Source organism: Synergistaceae bacterium, assembly GCA_021372895.1.
Taxonomy (GTDB): Bacteria; Synergistota; Synergistia; order Synergistales; family Synergistaceae; genus JAJFTP01.
In genome coordinates, this window is sequence record JAJFTP010000057.1 from 1 (window position 1) to 18,970 (window position 18,970).

At 43.1% G+C, this 18,970-nt stretch carries 18 protein-coding genes; 12 read left to right on the plus strand and 6 right to left on the minus strand.

Annotation, left to right across the window (positions count from 1 at the left end):
- The first annotated feature begins 1,299 nt into the window (after positions 1-1,299).
- The 8 genes from LLF78_04990 to LLF78_05025 all read left to right on the plus strand — a co-directional run bounded on the left by LLF78_04990 (position 1,300) and on the right by LLF78_05025 (position 13,032).
- The gene (locus LLF78_04990) at positions 1,300-2,631 is read left to right on the plus strand and encodes a YjiH family protein (protein ID MCE5201850.1); all 1,332 of its coding nucleotides are present in this window, start codon (positions 1,300-1,302) and stop codon (positions 2,629-2,631) included.
- 27 nt (positions 2,632-2,658) lie between these two features.
- A complete protein-coding gene (locus LLF78_04995) occupies positions 2,659-3,333 on the plus strand; it encodes a flavin reductase family protein (protein MCE5201851.1) in 675 nt (224 codons plus the stop codon).
- A gap of 349 nt (positions 3,334-3,682) precedes the next feature.
- Positions 3,683-5,293 carry a helix-turn-helix transcriptional regulator gene (locus LLF78_05000; protein ID MCE5201852.1) on the plus strand — a complete coding sequence of 537 codons (1,611 nt, stop codon included), beginning with the start codon at positions 3,683-3,685 and terminating at the stop codon, positions 5,291-5,293.
- An 892-nt stretch (positions 5,294-6,185) separates the two neighbouring features.
- Positions 6,186-7,292: a Fic family protein gene (locus LLF78_05005; GenBank protein ID MCE5201853.1), complete on the plus strand. Its 1,107-nt coding sequence runs from the start codon at positions 6,186-6,188 to the stop codon at positions 7,290-7,292.
- Positions 7,293-7,628: 336 nt separating this feature from the next.
- Positions 7,629-8,717: an AAA family ATPase gene (locus tag LLF78_05010; GenBank protein ID MCE5201854.1), complete on the plus strand. Its 1,089-nt coding sequence runs from the start codon at positions 7,629-7,631 to the stop codon at positions 8,715-8,717.
- Between the two features lie 1,091 nt (positions 8,718-9,808).
- Positions 9,809-10,459: a hypothetical protein gene (locus tag LLF78_05015; GenBank protein ID MCE5201855.1), complete on the plus strand. Its 651-nt coding sequence runs from the start codon at positions 9,809-9,811 to the stop codon at positions 10,457-10,459.
- A gap of 162 nt (positions 10,460-10,621) precedes the next feature.
- Positions 10,622-11,560: a transposase gene (locus tag LLF78_05020; GenBank protein MCE5201856.1), complete on the plus strand. Its 939-nt coding sequence runs from the start codon at positions 10,622-10,624 to the stop codon at positions 11,558-11,560.
- A 311-nt stretch (positions 11,561-11,871) separates the two neighbouring features.
- On the plus strand, positions 11,872-13,032 hold the full coding sequence (locus LLF78_05025; GenBank protein ID MCE5201857.1) for an iron-containing alcohol dehydrogenase: 1,161 nt from the start codon (positions 11,872-11,874) through the stop codon (positions 13,030-13,032).
- A gap of 65 nt (positions 13,033-13,097) precedes the next feature.
- Here the strand turns inward: LLF78_05025 and LLF78_05030 are convergent, their stop codons facing one another.
- A complete protein-coding gene (locus tag LLF78_05030; GenBank protein MCE5201858.1) occupies positions 13,098-13,430 on the minus strand; it encodes a type II toxin-antitoxin system PemK/MazF family toxin in 333 nt (110 codons plus the stop codon).
- Positions 13,424-13,669 (minus strand): AbrB/MazE/SpoVT family DNA-binding domain-containing protein, encoded by a 246-nt coding sequence (locus tag LLF78_05035; GenBank protein MCE5201859.1) that lies wholly within the window; start codon positions 13,667-13,669, stop codon positions 13,424-13,426. Before LLF78_05035 ends, LLF78_05030 begins: the two co-directional genes overlap by 7 nt.
- A gap of 277 nt (positions 13,670-13,946) precedes the next feature.
- Here LLF78_05035 and LLF78_05040 point away from each other — a divergent pair, with 277 nt between their 5' ends.
- Genes LLF78_05040 through LLF78_05050 form a run of 3 tightly spaced genes read left to right on the plus strand, consistent with a single transcriptional unit; the run spans position 13,947 to position 15,048 of the window.
- Entirely contained in the window at positions 13,947-14,240 is a 294-nt protein-coding gene (locus LLF78_05040) for a DUF1778 domain-containing protein (protein ID MCE5201860.1), read from the plus strand.
- Positions 14,241-14,762 carry a GNAT family N-acetyltransferase gene (locus LLF78_05045; protein MCE5201861.1) on the plus strand — a complete coding sequence of 174 codons (522 nt, stop codon included), beginning with the start codon at positions 14,241-14,243 and terminating at the stop codon, positions 14,760-14,762. It begins immediately after the preceding gene.
- The gene (locus tag LLF78_05050; protein ID MCE5201862.1) at positions 14,755-15,048 is read left to right on the plus strand and encodes a hypothetical protein; all 294 of its coding nucleotides are present in this window, start codon (positions 14,755-14,757) and stop codon (positions 15,046-15,048) included. Before LLF78_05045 ends, LLF78_05050 begins: the two co-directional genes overlap by 8 nt.
- Positions 15,049-15,172: 124 nt before the next feature.
- Here LLF78_05050 and LLF78_05055 read toward each other — a convergent pair whose 3' ends face one another.
- The 4 genes from LLF78_05055 to rfbB form a co-directional block, all read right to left on the minus strand.
- The gene (locus LLF78_05055) at positions 15,173-15,949 is read right to left on the minus strand and encodes an ABC transporter permease (protein ID MCE5201863.1); all 777 of its coding nucleotides are present in this window, start codon (positions 15,947-15,949) and stop codon (positions 15,173-15,175) included.
- Entirely contained in the window at positions 15,949-16,575 is a 627-nt protein-coding gene (locus LLF78_05060) for an ABC transporter ATP-binding protein (GenBank protein MCE5201864.1), read from the minus strand. Before LLF78_05060 ends, LLF78_05055 begins: the two co-directional genes overlap by 1 nt.
- A 26-nt stretch (positions 16,576-16,601) precedes the next feature.
- Positions 16,602-17,042: a DUF188 domain-containing protein gene (locus tag LLF78_05065; GenBank protein ID MCE5201865.1), complete on the minus strand. Its 441-nt coding sequence runs from the start codon at positions 17,040-17,042 to the stop codon at positions 16,602-16,604.
- A gap of 330 nt (positions 17,043-17,372) precedes the next feature.
- Entirely contained in the window at positions 17,373-18,431 is a 1,059-nt protein-coding gene (gene rfbB / locus LLF78_05070) for a dTDP-glucose 4,6-dehydratase (protein MCE5201866.1), read from the minus strand.
- A 415-nt stretch (positions 18,432-18,846) separates the two neighbouring features.
- Here rfbB and LLF78_05075 point away from each other — a divergent pair.
- Positions 18,847-18,970: NAD-dependent epimerase/dehydratase family protein (locus LLF78_05075; GenBank protein ID MCE5201867.1), on the plus strand; the 124-nt coding region annotated here is incomplete at its 3' end.

Below are 18,970 nucleotides of genomic sequence, written 5' to 3' on the forward strand. Positions count from 1 at the left end.
CAATTCTTTAAGAATTTCATCTCGTAGTTCTTCCGGGTATTTCATTATCCTTTCCCACCCTTCATGGTTGATAGTTTCTTTATACATGAAGAGACTTATACTGTCGACTTCTATACACGACATCTATTATGACACAGAGGGTATGTCTCATTCTCCGTCATCCCAAAAAAACAGAGGGGTCAGACCTACACATTTGACAAAGAAGTCGGAGGGGTCAGACCTACACATTTGACATATTCACATATTTCACACAACAACACAATTGAGGTCGGAGGGTCAGACCTACATAACTTAGGGAAGTCGGAGGGGTCAGACCTACACATTTGACATATTCACATATTTCGCACAATTGACACAATTAAGAAGAAGTCAGATTTGGGTCGTTAGTGTCAAATTAAGTTCGCAATTTAATTAGGACTCCTATTAATCTGCGCAGCTCTTGATGATAGCCAGTATGCCTCATTCTCCGTCATCCACGTTTGCTTTCGAGCGGGGATCCAGGTCCACTGTTTTCATTTTTGAATGTGATTTTAGACTTCATTTTTCTAAGTTGTTGAAAGCAAAATTCACAAGAGGTTTAAAGTTACATCAAGAAAAAGTCAAAAACCAAGGCCAGACCTGGGTTCCCGCTCAGAGGCATACGGGAACGACTGTGAGGAAGGGGCATGAAAAAGTCGGAGGGGTCAGACCTACACATTTGACATATTCACATATTTCGCACAATTGACACAATTAAGGGGAAGTCAGATTGGGTCGTTAGTGTCAAATTAAGTTCGCAATTTCATTAGGACTCCTATTAACCTACGCAGCTCTTGATGATAGCCAGTATGTCTCATTCTCCGTCATCCCCGTATGCTTTCGAGCGGGGATCCAGGTCCACTGTTTTCATTTTTGAATGTGATTTGGGACTTCATTTTTCTAAGTTGTTGAAAGCAAAATTCACAAGAGGTTTAAAATTACATCAAGAAAAAGTCAAAAACCAAGGCCAGACCTGGGTTCCCGCTCAGAGGCATACGGGAACGACTGATGGTGGGGCATACGGGAAGGACTGTGAGGAAGGGCCATGTATAAACGACTGGGCGGGAATACAGGTGCATATTACGTTGAAATGAGCCCGCCATTCCACACTTCATGATCCCACTGTACAACGTCAGTACGATAATCTGGACTAAAAGATGACAAAAAATCTAAAAACCACATCATAATTTTTTATTAAGATATTCTTTAACAAGAAGTATATTTAGTATGTTGATCAACAGAAGTATATGTTTTGCAATTTCATTATAAGGAGGGCTTACTATGAACGCTAAGCAAGAAGTTTGCAAAGAAAGATACTCTTCAAAAGAAGTAGCAAAATTTATTATTTACGCTGCTATAGGTATATTTATGTTTTTCTTTCCAGTTCAAGATGGGAATGTAAGTACTATCCCTGTAGAATATGTAGTATCACATCTAGTAAGCAAATCAAAATTTTTAGGACAAATATATGCCCTTGCCGTTATTATTTTAGCTTCAGTTCTTCCATTCTACAGAAAAACTTGGAACAAGGACATCACTTCAACAGTCTTTACTATTTCAAAAATTATTGGTGCGGTTGTTGCAATATTAGTGTTTTTTAATTTTGGACCAGAAGCAGTGTTGCGAGACGATCATGGTCCCTTCTTGTTTAATGCTTTAGCAGTTGGGGTTGGAATATTAATACCTATCGGTGCCGTTTTCCTTACTTTCTTGATGAACTATGGATTCATTGATTTTTTTGGATTATTAATGAGACCCATTATGAAAACAGTATGGCTCACCCCTGGAAGATCTGCGGTTGACGCTGTTGCATCTTTTATGGGAAGTACTGCAATGGGAATAATGATTACAAATAGTATGTATACTAACAAAAAATACAATACTAAAGAAGCTTCAATCATTGTTACTGGTTTTTCTACTGTATGCATTACTTTTGTTGTAGTAGTTGCTAAAACGTTGAACATAATGTACCTCTGGACACCTTTTTTTATCACTGCTTTTACTACTACTTTCATTGTTAGTGCTATAGTTGCGCGCTTGAAACCGCTTAAATCAATGCCAGAAACATACTACAATAATGAAGAAGGCTTTTTGGAGGAACCTGTAGATGGCAACCTCATATTATGTTCATTTAATGAAGGAGTAAAGGTTTGTTCTGAAGCAGGACCTTTGCATAAAAATATAATTGATAATGTTAAAAATGCATTTAATCTAGTTTTTGAAGTCCTACCAAATTTTATGTCAATAGGTTTGTTTGGTTTATTGCTTGCAGATTACACTCCTATTTTTGATATATTAGGCTATATATTTTACCCACTGACGATGTTGCTTCAAATTCCTGAACCGCTACTGGCAGCAAAAGCAGCATTCCTAGGATTAGCCGAAATGTATCTTCCTGTTTTAGTTGTAGTAAAAGCTCCAGAACTGACCAGATTTATTGTTGGTATTCTCAGTGTAACACAGGTGATTATGTTTTCTACTACAGTTCCATGTATTCTTGCGACAAAAATACCGTTAAGCCTTAAAAATATGGTGATAATTTGGTTTGAAAGAACTATTATCTCTTTAATAATTATTACACCGATATCTTTTTTAATATTTAAATTTGTTTAAATATATATATAAAGGGAGGAATTAATTATGTTCTATGAACCGAATAAACCAAACCAAAAACTAAAAAGATCCCCGATAAAATCGTTTACTGTTCCAAGGCCGATTGCATGGGTTTCAACGATAAGCAAGGATGGGATATCAAATCTGGCTCCTTATAGCCAATTCCAAAATTTAACTTTCGACCCTTACTACGTTATGATTTCAATAAATCAAGACAGATTTGGTAGAAGAAAAGATACAACTGTAAATATTGAAGAGACAGGGGAATTCGTATGTAACATGGTTCCATACGATTTACGGGAAGCAATGAATGTTACAGCTGCTCCCTTCCCACCAGATGAGGATGAATTCGAAAAAGCAGGACTAGAGAAGTTGCCGTCAAAATTTGTAAAACCGTTGCGGGTAAAAGGGTCACCAGTGCAACTTGAATGTAAATATACTCAAACAATTCGGTTACCAGGAAAAGGTAACGAGGGAACTGTAGATATTATTATTGGGGAAGTAATCGGTATCCATATTGAGGATAAATTCATTACAACAGATGGGAAAATAGACGTAGCTGCAATTAAGCCATTAGCAAGATTAGGATATAGTGACTATACTTACGTTGAAAAAGTATTTGAAATGAAGCCTTCAGAGGCAGTATGCTCGGCAGAAGAAGTTATTTCTGCATTGGAAGGAGCAAGTGAAAACGTAAAATAAGAACTGCACAAAATACCCACCTTGCTCAGATTCTGGCCGTGTAATGCGTCAGAATCTGAGCGGTTTTATTACGGACTATTTTATAATATAATATCACTATTGTCCAAAATAGCAAAAATCTAAAAATAGGATCCAGTTTATTTAACATACATAATAGAAGTGTAACGAAAACACAATCAAAAAAAGTGTAACAGTAGGCATAGACAAAAGAGTCAATTGCTATCCCCTCCTTTATAAACCTATACCCTCTGGTTATCTGACCTTACTATCGGAGGAGGAAAGAAAGAATGCTCACAATGGACGATATTAAGTATATCACGAGAATGTATGTACGCAAAAGGTATATGATATGATATGTATTCAACTGAAACTTGAAGAAAACCAAAATGCGAAATTATTTCATAAAAAGATTCGTAAAGATTTTTACTCTACGAACACGTTGTCTTTTGCAATAGACAAAATTCCTAATAATGAAAATCTTTCAATATTTGCTGTTAATTTTCATCCTAACATTGACCCTCAGAAGTTGCTTGATGTTGCTCATCTAGCTAAATCAAAAAACCCAAATTGTAAAATTATACTTTTAGGTAAAACAAATAGTCTTGATTTTTTAAATTTAATTTTTAAATCTGACTTAATTGATGGCCATTTAAATTTTAATTTTTTCGAGAGAATACCTCAACTATTAGAAAATAACTCATTAAATTATTCAGATCAAAAATCAAATTTATTAAAAGATATTCTTACAATGGAATATATAAATGATTTAATCTATAATCACATGGAAAGAGCAAATCGGATAAAACCACTACTTGATATTTTAAAAGTTAACATATCACCTCAAATGATAATGACAATTATTTGTGATGATTTTTGGCAAATTTGCGAGCAGTTAGACAATAGTAAAAGATATAATATAAAAAGAAATATTTTGAATGCAACAAGAAAAGCAATTGCCAAAAAAATGAATGCAATATCAACTACTTTAATAGGAACAGATAAAATTGTTGTGATACTTGATTGTGAAGGTAAAAATAATGAAGATGCAGAAACATATGGCATCGAATGTGCAAATTTTATCAGGAGCAAAATAATGGAAATAACTGGTTATTCTGTGTCTATCGGGCTCAGCAGATATTGTCACAATAAAAATAATCTTTGGAAAGCTTATGAAGAATCTTTTCAAGCATTAAAACAAGTTTTCTTTTATGGGAAAAATAGCATATTATTGTACCGCCATGAACATAATATGTTTTCAGGAGAACAAAATGAGAACAAAGAAATGATATTACATCAAAAAATAATAGCAAAAATTTTTTTGGGCGATAATAAATTAATAGAAGATGTTATTAATGAAATAATTAGTATATTAAAAGTAGAAAAAAACAAAGAAATGGAAGTAAAATCAAAAATTGTTATTATTATTGCCAAAATTACTCATTATTTTGAAAAAGTTAAGCTTGATGATTTTTATATGTTAGATAGACAGTCAAGGTTAATAGTTTCGATATTTAAAGCAACTTCATTAAAAGAAGTACAGGAATTAGTAAAAAAATATGTATTTGATATATCAAAAATTGTTAATGTTGCAAAAAATAAAGATTCTAAAATTTCAATGGAAATGTCATTATCTTTTATGAAAGAATTTTATTATGAAGATTTAAAATTAAAAGATATTGCTAATATGGCTGGTTATAGTACTTCTTATTTTAGTAGAACATTTAGCGATACATTCGAAGCTTCTTTTATAGAGACTCTAGTTAATATTAGGATTAAACATGCAGAAGTATTGCTAAAAAAATACAACCTCACTATTAGCGAAATTAGTGAGAGGGTAGGTTTTAAAAATAGCAGCTACTTTAGCGTTGCATTTAAAAAGAAAACTGGGTTATCGCCCATACAATATAGGAATTTTCATGTGGAGAAGGGAAAGTCGGAGGGGTCAGACCTACACATTTGACATATTCACATATTTCACACAATTAACACAATTAGAAGTCGTTAGTTTCAAATTAAGTTCGCAATTTAATTAGGACTCCTTTAACCTGCGCAGCTCTTGATGATAGCCAGTATGCCTCATTCTCCGTCATCCTCGTATGCTTTCGAGCGGGGATCCATGTCCACTGCACCCTCAGTCATCCCCGTACGCTTTTGAGCGGGGATCCATGTCCACTGTTTTCATTTTTGAATGTGATTTGAGACTTCATTTTTGTTTTCTAAGTTGTTGAATGTTGAAAGCAAAATTCACAAGAGGTTTAAAGTTACATCAAGAAAAAGTCAAAAACCAAGGCCAGACCTGGGTTCCCGCTCAGGGGCATACGGGAACGACTGATGGTGGGGCATAAATGGAAACGTAGGGGTCAGACCTACACAATTGACATATTCACATATTTCACACAATTGACACAATTAAGAGAAAACGAAGAAGTCAGACCTACACAGCTTCCTGATGCCGGTCTCGAAGGTCTGTGTAATGTAGAATAGAAATACCGAGTATTATCACGGCACAGACAAGCCGTCCGTCTTCCCCGATATCCGGGATCGTTTCAACATCAACCTTGAAATACCGTACTGCTTGGCTAAGCTCCTTTGCTTCAGCTACTCCGTTTTGTCCCGAACTGTTATAATTCCCTTGTGTCCTGTCTCTATGTCGCAGATTGCCGTTTTGTCCAGTCCTACTGCATCGCCGACATATTGAAGTATCCAGCCCTTGGATCGACATAGCCTGTGTATATTTAAAGTTTGCTTAATGAATCGCTCATCTCCTTGCAGGATGTTCTGACGATCCGGCAAGACATTGATTCGCCTTCGGTGTAAATTGATATATAATTCCAAGAAAAGGAGGCTTAACGATGGAACCTTATATTCCCCATCTTTTGCCGTTACAAGGGATAGATGCCAATAGGCTTTTATCCTGGGTTGGTGAAGCCGGTATCATGGTGGGACGTTACGACGGGCTGCTGCAGGGGATAGTCAATCCCGCTGTTATGCTTTCTCCTCTGATGAATGAAGAAGCCGTCCTGTCTTCTAGAATAGAAGGCACACAGGCAACCATAGATGAAGTTCTGGAACAAGAGGCCGGTATGATTAAAGAAGGGGAAAAATTTCATGATATCCAGGAGATCCTCAACTATCGAAGAGCTCTTTTCTCTGCTCAAAATGCACTTGAAAATGGCGCTCCGATAACTCTTTATCTGCTGAGAGAACTTCATAAAATTCTCTTAGACAGTGTAAGAGGAGCGGATAAAAATCCGGGAGAGTTCCGCAAAGATCAGAACTGGATAGGATCTTACGGGTGCAAAGTTGATAACGCCACCTTCGTCCCGCCTAACCCCATGCAACTTGATGCATATCTGGAAAACTGGGGGAACTATGCCGTCGGCAAAGATATTGATGTGCTGATCCAGGCAGGGGTTCTGCATGCACAGTTTGAACTGCTTCACCCATTTAAAGATGGCAATGGGCGTATTGGGCGCATATTGATTCCTCTGTTCCTTTTCCAGAAAAAGGCATTATCAAAGCCTATGTTCTATTTAAGTTCATATCTTGAGTCTCATAGAGATGAGTATTATCACAGACTTCACAGTATCTCTATGCATGATGACTGGAATGGATGGCTTGAATTTTTCTTAAAAGCCATAGTTGAACAAGCAAGAGACAACAGCGTCAAAGTCAAGAAAATTATGACTCTTTACGAGGATATGAAACAGAGAATACAGAGTACAACTCGTTCGCAATATATGATTCAAATCCTGGACGCGCTATTTGCGCAGCCAATTTTTAAGTCCGCCGATTTTACCACAAGGACTGGCATAGCCAGATTAACTGCGGCAGGATACATTCGTCAATTAAGAGAAGCCGGTATTCTAAAAGAGCTGGCGCCAAGGAGCGGAAGCAGAGGCAGTGTATTTTGTTTTCCCGAATTGCTGAATGTAATAGAAGGTAAAAGAACATTTTAATTTTTTGTGTAACTTCGGTCATACATAAATCTTTTTTTTGTATGATATTTATGATTCCATGCTACATAAATTATTTTATGTAGCGGAAAGTCAGAGGAGGAAAGTCAGAGGGGGCAGACCTACACAATTGACATAAAGTGATATATTTGTATCATTGGCGCAGTAATCAGAAGATCTGAAGCGAGGCTGTTGCCAACAGAGGTATTACGGGAGTTGGGCATTTTGTCAATTGTGTAGGTCTGACCTCTCCGTGTTTCCTTATGCAAATATGCAATCAAGTTGTGAATATCGATACACGAAATCTCCATGTCATAACCGGAAAGGAAGAGTGCGGCGATGCTAAAAAAACTTACGCTGGAAGAGTTTACTGTTTTTCAGAATGCATCTTTAGAGTTTGCCCCCGGCATGAATGTAATAATCGGAGAAAATGGGTTAGGCAAAAGCCATATTTTAAAACTTGCTTATGTTCTCCATTGGATATCCCATGAAGTATATAAGAAAGAAAACAAGCAGGACAGCGAGATATTGTCAACCTCCAATGATATTCTTTCCAAATCTATTGCAGCCAAACTGGTGGGAATGTTCCGCCCGGAACATCTTGGCCGTTTGGTTCACAGGCGTAAAGGACGCAACAAATCGAAAATTTCCGCGAACTTCACCGGTAATAAAAAGGGAATAAAATTTAGTTTTTCTACCAACAGCAAGACAGAGGTTGTGCTTGAAAAATTCGATGTCTCGCTCCCTGCCCCGTCTGTTTTTGTTCCTGCCGGAGATGTGATATCCATGATGCCCTTCCTAAAGGACGCATGGTCAAAGTACCCCTACATGCTTGATGAGGGATACAATGACCTTAGTGCCTTTTTAGACAAAACTGTTCCCGTTGGACCGCCGCCGGGAGAGATCAGCAGTGTAATAAAAGACATTGAAAACGTTCTCAGAGGAAAGATCGTACTTGAGAACGGACGTTTTTACCTGCGGATAAAAGAGGAAGGAAAGATGGAGATACCTCTTGTTGCGGAAGGTTTCCGCAAGATAGCAATGTTGGGACATATTGTTGCAAACAGAAGCATTCAAAGCAATTCTTTGCTTTTGTGGGACGAGCCAGAATGCAACCTTAACCCTATGCTGATAAGATCACTTGCCGCAGTGTTGACGGCATTGGCTTCAAACGGGACCCAAATCATTATAGCTACGCATAGCTTATTCCTACTTAGAGAACTTGATCTTTGTGAGCGAAGTAAAAAAGAAAATAAGACCGACTCCAGATATTTTGCCTTGCGTAAGACCGAAAACAGCGGAATAGCTATTGATGTTTACGATAACGTTGAGGATCTATCACCTCTTGCTTCTCTTGAAGCTGAAATAGAGCAGTCAGAACGTTATATGGATGAAGGCAGCGTTGAGTTGGTAGCTGATAATGCATGATTATATTGAAGGATTAATATGCTTCAGTTTTCCGGATAGTTTCGATGTGATAAAGTATGATGCGAATAAGTCTGAAGGCAATAAGGAAGTTGGATTTTACTTTAGGCAAAACTTTAAAGAATTTGCCTGGGTACAAAAGCTGTTGATTTTATTGCGCTCGATACAAGTAAAGACGGAGCATTATGGCTCATTGAAGTTAAGGACTGTATTGGATCCGGTGAGAATACAGTGTCCGAATACTTACAGAAAAACATCCCCGTTAAAGTCCGTGACACGTTTGCAGGTTTTCTTGCAGGGGCTTTGACTTCTACCTCCGAAACGGGAAAATCGGAGGGGTCAGACCTACACATTTGACATATTCACATATTTCACACAATTGACACAATTAAAAGTCGTTAGTTTCAAATTAAGTTCGCAATTTAATTAGGACTCCTATTAACCTACGCAGCTCTTGATGATAGCCAGTATGCCTCATTCTCCGTCATCCCCGTACGCTTTTGAGCGGGGATCCAGGTCCACTGCACCCTCCGTCATCCCCGTACGCTTTTGAGCGGGGATCCAGGTCCACTGTACCCTCCGTCATCCCCGTACGCTTTTGAGCGGGGATCCAGGTCCACTGTTTTCATTTTTGAATGTGATTTTAGACTTCATTTTTCTAAGTTGTTGAAAGCAAAATTCACAATAGGTTTAAAGTTACATCAAGAAAAAGTCAAAAGCCACGGCCAGACCTGGGTTCCCGCTCAGAGGCATACGGGAACGACTGATGGTGGGGCATACAGGAACGACTGATGGTGGGGCATACGGGAACGACTGATGGTGGGGCATACGGGAACGACAGTTCTTATAAGTTATTTTAGATCTTCACAAATGCTTGCCAACAGCTTGCTTATCGCTTGTCAGGAGGAAAACGGAAGGGGCAGACCTACACAACTTACAAAATAGCTGGTTGCCATGGGGACCACTATACTAATTAAAATCATTCTGTTTGATAGAATCTTTATACGCTTGAAAATATGTTTTATGTATAGTAATCTCTATATATTAGATTTTAACATACATAAAATATAAATTTTAAAGCGCGGTGATAAAGCATGACCGACATAGAACTGCTTAATGGATTGGAAACCGAGATCCCCGGATGGGTACTTCAGAACAGGCTCCGAGAAAAGGGCTATGTAAATATCTGGCAGAAGATAGAGGGAATGGTCTCCGACGGATACATTGAAAGGGTAGTGCGAGGATGGTACTGCCTTGGTCGGTTTTTGCGCAAGAGGGAACCATCTCTTCGATACCTTGCATGCAATGTCTACGGCCCTGCGGTCATTTCCGGGGACCTCGTGCTGTTCGAAGCAGGTCTTATCCCCGATGCAGTAGCATCTGTAACAGCTGTCACCTCAAAGAGAAGCCGGAGTTTGGATACGCCGTACGGAAATATTGAATGGTACACGCTGCCGTCATCTTTGGTTTATCCCGGTACTTATCTTGTAAAGGATCCGCCCGGCCACATAAGAGCGGCTGATGAAAAGGCCCTTCTTGACAGGTTATACATAACCAGGTACACCCCGCAGAACTACTCCCTTTGGAAGGCATTCATTTTTGAAGACCTGAGGATGGACGAAGATGCGCTGGCAGCGCTGGATCTCACACGTATGCAGGAACTGGGCAGGTTATTTAAGTCTCCCAAGATCACAAGGCACGTAAACTGGTTTCTGAAGTATTTCGGAATTGCCAAAGAAGCATAGGATCCGTAGGGGCGGGCAGGCAATAGGCAAACATCGGCAAGCTGTTGACAAGCAGTCGCATGCACAATTGGGGTCGGCCTGCACGATTGACATAATTGCATATTCCGCTAAAAATAGGTTTGGGCTTTTGTTTTAAAGAGCGGCGATCAAGGAGGCTAAAACATGGCCAGGCCTTTGCGGATAGAATACCCCGGAGCTTTTTATCATGTTACATCCAGAGGCAATGAACGAAAGGAAATTTTCAAAAGTGCGGCCGACCGGGAACAGTTTCTCTTCTACCTTGCAGCCTCGTGTGTGAGATATGGAGCGATAATACATGCTTACTGCCTGATGACCAACCATTATCACCTGATGCTGGAGACTCCGTTTGGGGATCTCTCGCTGATAATGAAGTATATCAACAGTTCCTATACCACATATTTTAACATCAAGCGCAAACGTGTCGGACACCTTCTTCAGGGACGCTACAAGGCTATCCTGGTTGAGGCTGACTCTTACGCCGCAGAGCTCTCCCGCTACATGCACCTGAATCCGGTGAGGGCCGGGATGGCCAAGTCCCCGGAAGACTATATATGGTCCAGTTACCGCTTTTACATTGAGGGCGGCGAACCGTCATGGCTGACTACCGGATTCATCCTTGGGTACTTTGGCACAGAAGGTCCTGGGTCCCGGCGGAACTACAGGCGATATATAAACGAGAAGGTCTCTGACGGTGAGTACCTCAGCCCGCTTATGGAGGTCGTAGGCTCGACTATATTGGGCAGCGATGATTTTGTCAGGGAGATCCGGGGGAAGGAGCTTGACTGCAGGCCTGCGGACAGGGACCTTCCTTCGCTGAGAGAGCTTAAGGAAAGGCCCGGGCCTGAAATAATCGGCGAGACAGCCCGGAAATTATTTGCTGACAACAAAAAGCTGGCGAGGCTTGCCGCAATATATTTATGCCATCGGTACAGCGGGGCGAAGCTGAAGGAGATAGGCGATATGTTCCTTCTGTCGGATTCGGGCGTCACCCGGGCAAGCAGAAGATTTGAAGCGGCAATGGAAGCCGATGGCCAATTGGGGGAAAAAATCAAAGAGATAAGGCAAATTCTGTCTCTGTGAATTATATGGTCGTCGATGTGCCATCGGGCAGTTTTCCTGATGCCGGCCCGAAGGTCTTCTGCGGTCCCATCCGAGTTCTTTTCTCATCTTCGATGCTTCTGTCACTTATCTTTTGTCATGCCCAGGCCTGTCTTTCAGGATTTTTATCTGATTTTCGTATTTTAAGCCGTCCGGTTTGGGGCGGAGCAATATAAGCGACGGTTAGGCGGCAATATCGGGGGATTCCTTGACAATGGTGTCCTGCTGAATATACTGAGACCCAAGAACAGACTTGAACCATGTTATGTCCTATAAAACAAGGAGGGTTTGTTATGGAAATTTTAAGGACTTTCAGTTTTGCTCTGCCTTCACGCATTGAATACGGAACAGGCTGCATTTCGCGGCTCCCGGATGAGATATCCTTCCTGAAATCACAAAAACCACTTATCGTTACGGACAAGGGGATCAGTGCTTCCGGTTTGCTGGAGACTGTTACGAAATTTCTCGATGACGCGGGTGTAAAGTACGATATTTTCGACGGGACAGCCGCGAACCCCAGGGATGAAAACGTCCACGCCGGAGCCGATATGGCCCGTAAGCTCGGCACCGACTGCCTGATCGCCATAGGCGGCGGCAGTTCCATAGACTGTGCAAAGGGCATAAGCGTTATGGCGACGCATAGCGGAGTAATACAGGATTATCGCGGCGTAGAGAAGATACCAGGCGCCACCCTGCCTGTAATTACTGTCCCGACGACGGCCGGCAGCGGTTCTGAGGTCACGTTCAGCGCTGTTATTACCGACAGTGCAAAAAAGACAAAATTCTCGCTCCGCAGCACTAAAATAGCGGCGAAGGTCGCGATCTGCGATCCAAATCTGACTGTGTCGATGCCGAGATCCATCACAGCCTCGACAGGTATGGACGCGCTCACACACGCGATAGAGGGCTATACCGCCAACTGTTCGGAGCCTATATCCAGTGCTGCTGCGCTCTATTCCATCGAACTGGTATCCAAATACCTGCGCCGTGCGGTGAACGACGGGACGGATATAGAGGCAAGGGCTGGGATGCTTATGGCCAGCCTGCTGGGCGCCATATCATTCAGCCATTCCGACGTTGCGGCCGTACACTGCATAGCTGAGTCCCTCGGCGGCATGTATGACAAGCCGCACGGAGTATGCAACGCCGTCTGTCTCCCCGAGGTGATGGACTACAGCAAGGAGTATTGCATCGAAAAATATTCACGCGCGGCCAAGGCGATGGGGCTGACATTCTCCACCGAGGCGGAGGGAGCCGCCGCTTTGGTAGCCGCGGTACGGAAAATGTCCGAAGATGTAGGGATACCGCCATTTTCAACTTTCAATATCCCAAGATCCGCATACCGCGAGATCGCGCAAAAATCCTTCGAAAATCTCAGCAATGCAAGCAATCCGAGGCCATTGAGCGTTGACGATTATGTGGTGATCCTGGAGAGGCTGAGCGGAGAAGCCTGAGACGGGAAGGGGTTGTAAATGCAGCCGGACGATGGCAGACAACCGTAATGGCGCAGCTAAGTGCCCTATAAAATTTCTATCTCGGCAAAAACCACGTCAATTACTCTTTGCAATATGTCGTCTGGTATTTTTTCAATTATTTTGTAATTTCTCTGGTTTATGTCAAGAGCTTTAACATGTTCGCACAGGATGGCTCCTTGTGTCGAAGTTCTGATGTCAAGCGGGATGTGTAATGGAAAATTGTTTTGCGTGCCCGTGATCGGGCAGACTATCGTCATGTTTGTCTTTGTGTTGAAAAAATCATTGCTTATGACAACTGCCGGGCGGTATCCCGCCTGCTCGTGCCCTGCCTGTGGGTTGAATTCCAACTTTATTATGTCTCCCTGTTTTACTACCATATTTCTTTGCCCGCCGGAACGCCCCAATCAATGTCCACAGGTTGATATTCCTCATTATATCCTTCAAAAAGCGTAATTATATTTTTCCTGTTGCCGGTTTTTATTTTATTAATAGCAATTTGCCCATTCTCCGCTGTAATAACAACAGCCTCTCCGCCAATCATGCCAGCCTCGCCCAGGATGGACAGAGGCAATCTGATACCATGGCTGTTTCCCCATTTCTGAATTGTAGCAAGCATATTTATCACCTCTCATGTATATACAAGTATATACTATATATAGTGATTGTCAATTGATGTCCGGAGCGGGAGGGTCTGGTCAGGGAACTAAGGGGTCAGACCTACACAATTGACAGAATGGGATATATTTGTGTCATCGGTACGGCGGGGCTGAGCCGAAGGCCGTTGATCCGGCAAAGAAACCGGCAGGGCCCATGACTTGACTTGTACGGTTATATGCCGTACACTTTTAGGTGCATAAGACTTATAATTCGACAGTATCGGGGGGAAATGAGCCATGGATACATCTGTAAAAAACAGAATGAGCAAAAAGGAGCGGATCGAGGCAAGGATACCTGCGGATATGAAGGACCTTATCCTGGCGGCTGCAAAGATGGAGAACCTCAGCTTGAGTGATTTTGTCATCTCTTCCGCCTTGTCTGCAGCAAGAGGCGTGCTAAGGGCCAATGCGATCCTTGAACTCAGCACGAGGGATCAGGTGCTCTTCGCCGAAACCCTGATAAACCCTCCGATGCCAAAAGATGCTCTGACGGAGGCAGCCGGGCGCTTTGTCGGGAGGGAAAACAGCTAGGTGAAGAATGCACGGGATAGCCTGGAATATACGATAGAACCGTGGTCCGGCTATCTAAGAGACTTGAGAGGCAGTTTTGACTGCGGGGTCGGTGATCTGAACTCATGGTTAAAAAGACAGGCATCTCATGATATAGACAAAAGAGCCTGCGCACTATTCGTCGCGCTTGATCCCGGGAAAGATCATATTGCCGGATTTTATACTCTGTCCATGTATTCGGTCAATCTTCCTGATATTTCCTCTGATATACAAAAAAAACTTCCCAAATATCCGCTTATCCCTGCCGTTTTACTTGGCAGGCTTGTTGTTGATTTGAAGTTCCGCGGAAAAAGGATCGGCGAACTTCTGCTGCTTGACGCCATGAAGAGGGCTCTTGATAACGAGATCCCATGGTGGGCGATGGTCGTTGATTCAAAAGAGGAATCGCTATCTTTTTATCTCAAGTATGGATTTTGCAGATTTTATGATGAAAAATACAGGCTTTTCATGCCTTATACGACGATCTGGAAGGTTTTTGAGTAGAAGCCTGAGGGTTAGAAGCCTGAGGGGCCAGACCTGCACAATTGACAGAATGGCCGGAGAGAGGGGACTCGAAATGGCAGGGAAACAAGTTGTAGCCATTAATGAAAAGGATAATGTGGGAGTAGTCATGGAGGAAGTATTTGCCCATGACTTGTTGGAAATAGCAGTCGGCGACAATAGGTATACCATAGAAGCAAAAGAGCCTTTAGCAAGGTTCCATAAAGTGGCTATTTCGGATATAGCCAAGGATGCAAAAGTATTTATGCTATTGCCAACGGCAAAATGACGAAAGCGGAGATTTTGAAATTTTATGAATCCAGCATATGGAGATGCGGGACTACTTTTTAGGCCTGTTGCTTTTAAAATCTTTATAAGGCTGCAGTGGGGTCCATTAAACACTTGATCACCGTCTATAGGTAGAAGAGCTGATTACGGTCATTATACAGGGTCTTATATCCAAAATAGAGGGAGCCGAAGACCGAAAGGCAGACTACGGCGCAGATGGCTATCATGATCGAGATCTGATAAAGGATAGCCGTGGTCGGAAGAGTTCCGGACAGTATCTGGCCGGTCATCATTCCGGGCAGCGAGACTATGCCCATTCCGAGCATTGAATTGAGGGTGGGAAGGAGCGCGGTCTCAAGCGCCTGGTTTACCATCGGGAGCAGGATCTTCTGCGGTGTGACTCCCAGGTTTAGCAGGCTTTCCATCTGCAGGCGCCTCTCGCTGAGTGATTCGCAGAACGTCTTTGTTGCAAGATTTACGCCGGTCATTGCATTGCCGATTATCATCCCGCTCAGAGGGATCACGTACTGCGGGTCAAATATGCTTTGCCCCACGACGGCAGTCACGAAGAAAATCACTATACCCAGACCTGAACAGGTTAGAGAAAGCGAGATCGCGACCTTGAATCCGGTGTTCATGCATTTGTTTTTTGAAAGTACCCTGTGGATCGCAAAAAGTATCATGCTTGTCAGGTACATAAGTATGAATATCGGATGTGGGTTCTCGAAAATGTATGTGAGGATAAAGCCGGCCAGGGTCAGTTGGAGAGTCAGCCTCACGCTTGCAATGAAGAGGAGTTTGGTCTGGTTTATCTTTGCTTTTTTCATTACAGCAAGCACTACGAGGAGCAGAATATAAACGAGGCTGAACCGGACAAGGCTTATTGCAGCGATTTCACGCATTATGGCTTGCTCCTTTCGAGTGCGATGATATTGTCGCCGTATTTTTCGGCAAGCGGGAAATAATGGCTTACTATGATCGTTGTCATCTCATTATCAGTGGAAAAATCTTTAATGTTTTTCATCATTGCATCCGAAGAGATGTTGTCCAGGGCTGATGTCGGTTCGTCAAGCATGAGGACTTTGGGCATGAACGAAAGGAATATCGCTATGTAGACCCTTTGGCGTTCTCCGCCCGACATAGTCTCGCATCTGGTCTCAAGGGGGAAATCTGCACAGCATATCTTAAGGAATTTCTCCATCGCATCTTTTGAGGGTGCGTCATGGTCTCTGTACTCGTAATATTTTTTGAAGTTTTCTTCGATAGTGCCTGTGAATAGGAAGACTGACTGGCCGACAAGGAGGATATCTCTTCTCAGTTCGATCGTGTCGATGTTGTCAATATTATTCCCGTTGTAGAGGATATATCCGCTGTCTGGCGAAATAGTGCCGTTCATCAGCTTGAGCAGTGTGCTCTTGCCGCAGCCGCTCGGGCCATGTATGAATGTGGTTTTCCCCTTTGCTATTTTTATATCCGGATACCTGATCATAGACTTAAAAACAACTTGACTGGCAGAAATGATATCCACGCGCTCACTCCTACGTAAAAAGGAAGTTAAGGATCTTTCCTCTGTATTTCTCTTAAAAGTATTTTTTCCAGAGTCCTGAGAAAACGAATATCGTCCTCTGCAGCCCTTTTCTTGGGACCCTTTGTCCTTCCGCCGTTTCTGCGGAATTTGGCCTTCATTTCCCTCTCTTCGAGCATGAAGGTCATTCTCTCCGCTTCGTATTCTATACCTGCAGGGCTCACTGCTGAAGCTTTTTTTGACAGCACTACGGCAGCAAGTCCCCAGTCCTGTGTAACTATAATGTCCCCGCATCCGGTGATGTTGATTATCTTGAGATCTGCTTCCTGGGATCCGCTTTCAACGGTTATGTGTTGGGCAGATATTATGTTGTGGTTGAAGCTGGCAACAGTTATTACCGGTATGCCGTATTTTGCCCCGGTCTCTATCGTATGCTGCAGGACTGACTTGGGACATGCGTCAGCATCCACTATTATCCTCAGTTTATATTCCCCCGAATAAAGCAAAATAAACAATAATAATCGGCAAAAAAGAGCGGCATGAGCCCCGTTTTTTGGTAAAATTTAGTCATCACACCAAAACAATACCATACGGAGGTCCTTGCCATGAAAAGAATATCACAATCCCCTGTTTTTGACTATGGACTTACTACAACGACACTGTCTCATATCTTGGAAAACAATATCTATCGTTGCAATCGCTATGCAACAATAAAGAAAAATAGACTTAAATTGCAACGATAAATACAACGATATGGATATCGTTGTATTTGATAATTATTTAAGGAAGGTACTGAGGGGTCAGCTTCCCAGCCCAAGCCTTTGGCATTGGTATGTGCCGTCGAGTATGTTCCGGACCCATTGTGGGTTGTCGAGGTACCATCGGACAGTTTTCCTGATGCCGGTCTCTAAGGTCTCCTGCGGCTGCCATCCGAGTTCTCTTTTGATCTTCGATGCGTCTATCGCGTATCTTTTGTCATGCCCGGGCCTGTCTTTAACGAATTTTATCTGATCTTCGTATTTTGAACAGTCCGGTTTGGGGCTGAGCTCATCGAGTATGGAGCAGATGGTCCGTACTATTTCTATGTTCCTGCGTTCACAGTTCCCGCCAATGTTGTATGTCTCTCCCGGCTTTCCTTTTGTCATTACCGTATAGAGGGCCCTGCAGTGGTCTTCCACGTAGAGCCAGTCCCTTATGTTGCTTCCGTCTCCGTAAACGGGGAGTTCTTTGCCGTTAAGCGCGTTGTGTATGATGAGCGGGATGAGTTTCTCCGGGAACTGCCTCGGACCGTAGTTGTTGGAGCAGTTCGTGGTGAGAACGGGCAGCCCGTATGTGTGGTGCCATGCCCTGACAAGATGGTCTGATGACGCTTTTGATGCGGAGTAGGGGGAATTTGGGGCATAAGGCGTTTCCTCCGTAAATGCCCCTGTCTCGCCGAGGCTCCCGTAGACTTCGTCCGTAGATATGTGCAGGAAACGGAAATTTTCTTTGTCCGGGCCTGAAAGTCCTTCATAATATTCCCTTGCTGCATGGAGCATGGAGAAAGTTCCGATTATATTGGTTTCTATGAACGTGCCGGGACCATCGATAGAGCGGTCTACGTGGCTTTCCGCCGCAAGGTGGAATATCCCCGACGGTTTAGTCTCAAGAAGGATGCCGCATACGGTATCTGTGTCGCATATATCCCCGCGGATAAACCGGAAGCTCTCTCCGGCAAGCCCGTCGAGGGAGGCAAGGTTCCCCGCATAAGTAAGCTTGTCAAGCACAATGATTTTGTGTCCGACAGAGACGAGATAATGCGCAAGGTTGCTGCCTATGAACCCCGCGGCTCCGGTTAGCAGGTAGGTCTGTGGATGCATGGTAAAACCGCCGCCTTTGTTTGGTATGGCATTACAGGGGATATTGTAGCATGGAAGGGGCCAGGCCGGAAGCGGCGGCGGAAGTCCGGCGTATAACCGTACAAGTCAATCCTTGCCGGATCAACGGCCTTCGGCTTCGCCCCGCTGTACCGCTGGCACAAATATATCCCTTTATGTCAATTGTGTAGGCCTGGCCCCTCCGGTCTGCCCCCTCCGGTTTCTTCCCGGAAAAGTCCATTGCAATCCATCCCTCGAGTCTATATACTTTAGTTGCTTTTATAATGGTTGAGGCCGTTTTGCGGCATAGGAAAGAAATAAATAAGAATCGCCGTATGGGTAAACCGCGGCGGCCTGCGGAGCGGGAACGATGCGGAAAGGCGGCCGGGCGGCTGCATATGAAGGGGAGGTTTTTTATTTGGATATTCTTGTCACCGGCGGGGCCGGGTATATAGGTTCGCATACCTGCATTGCACTGCTTGCCGCAGGGCATTCGGTGATCATCGCGGATAATTTCTGCAACAGCAGTCCGGATATTATCC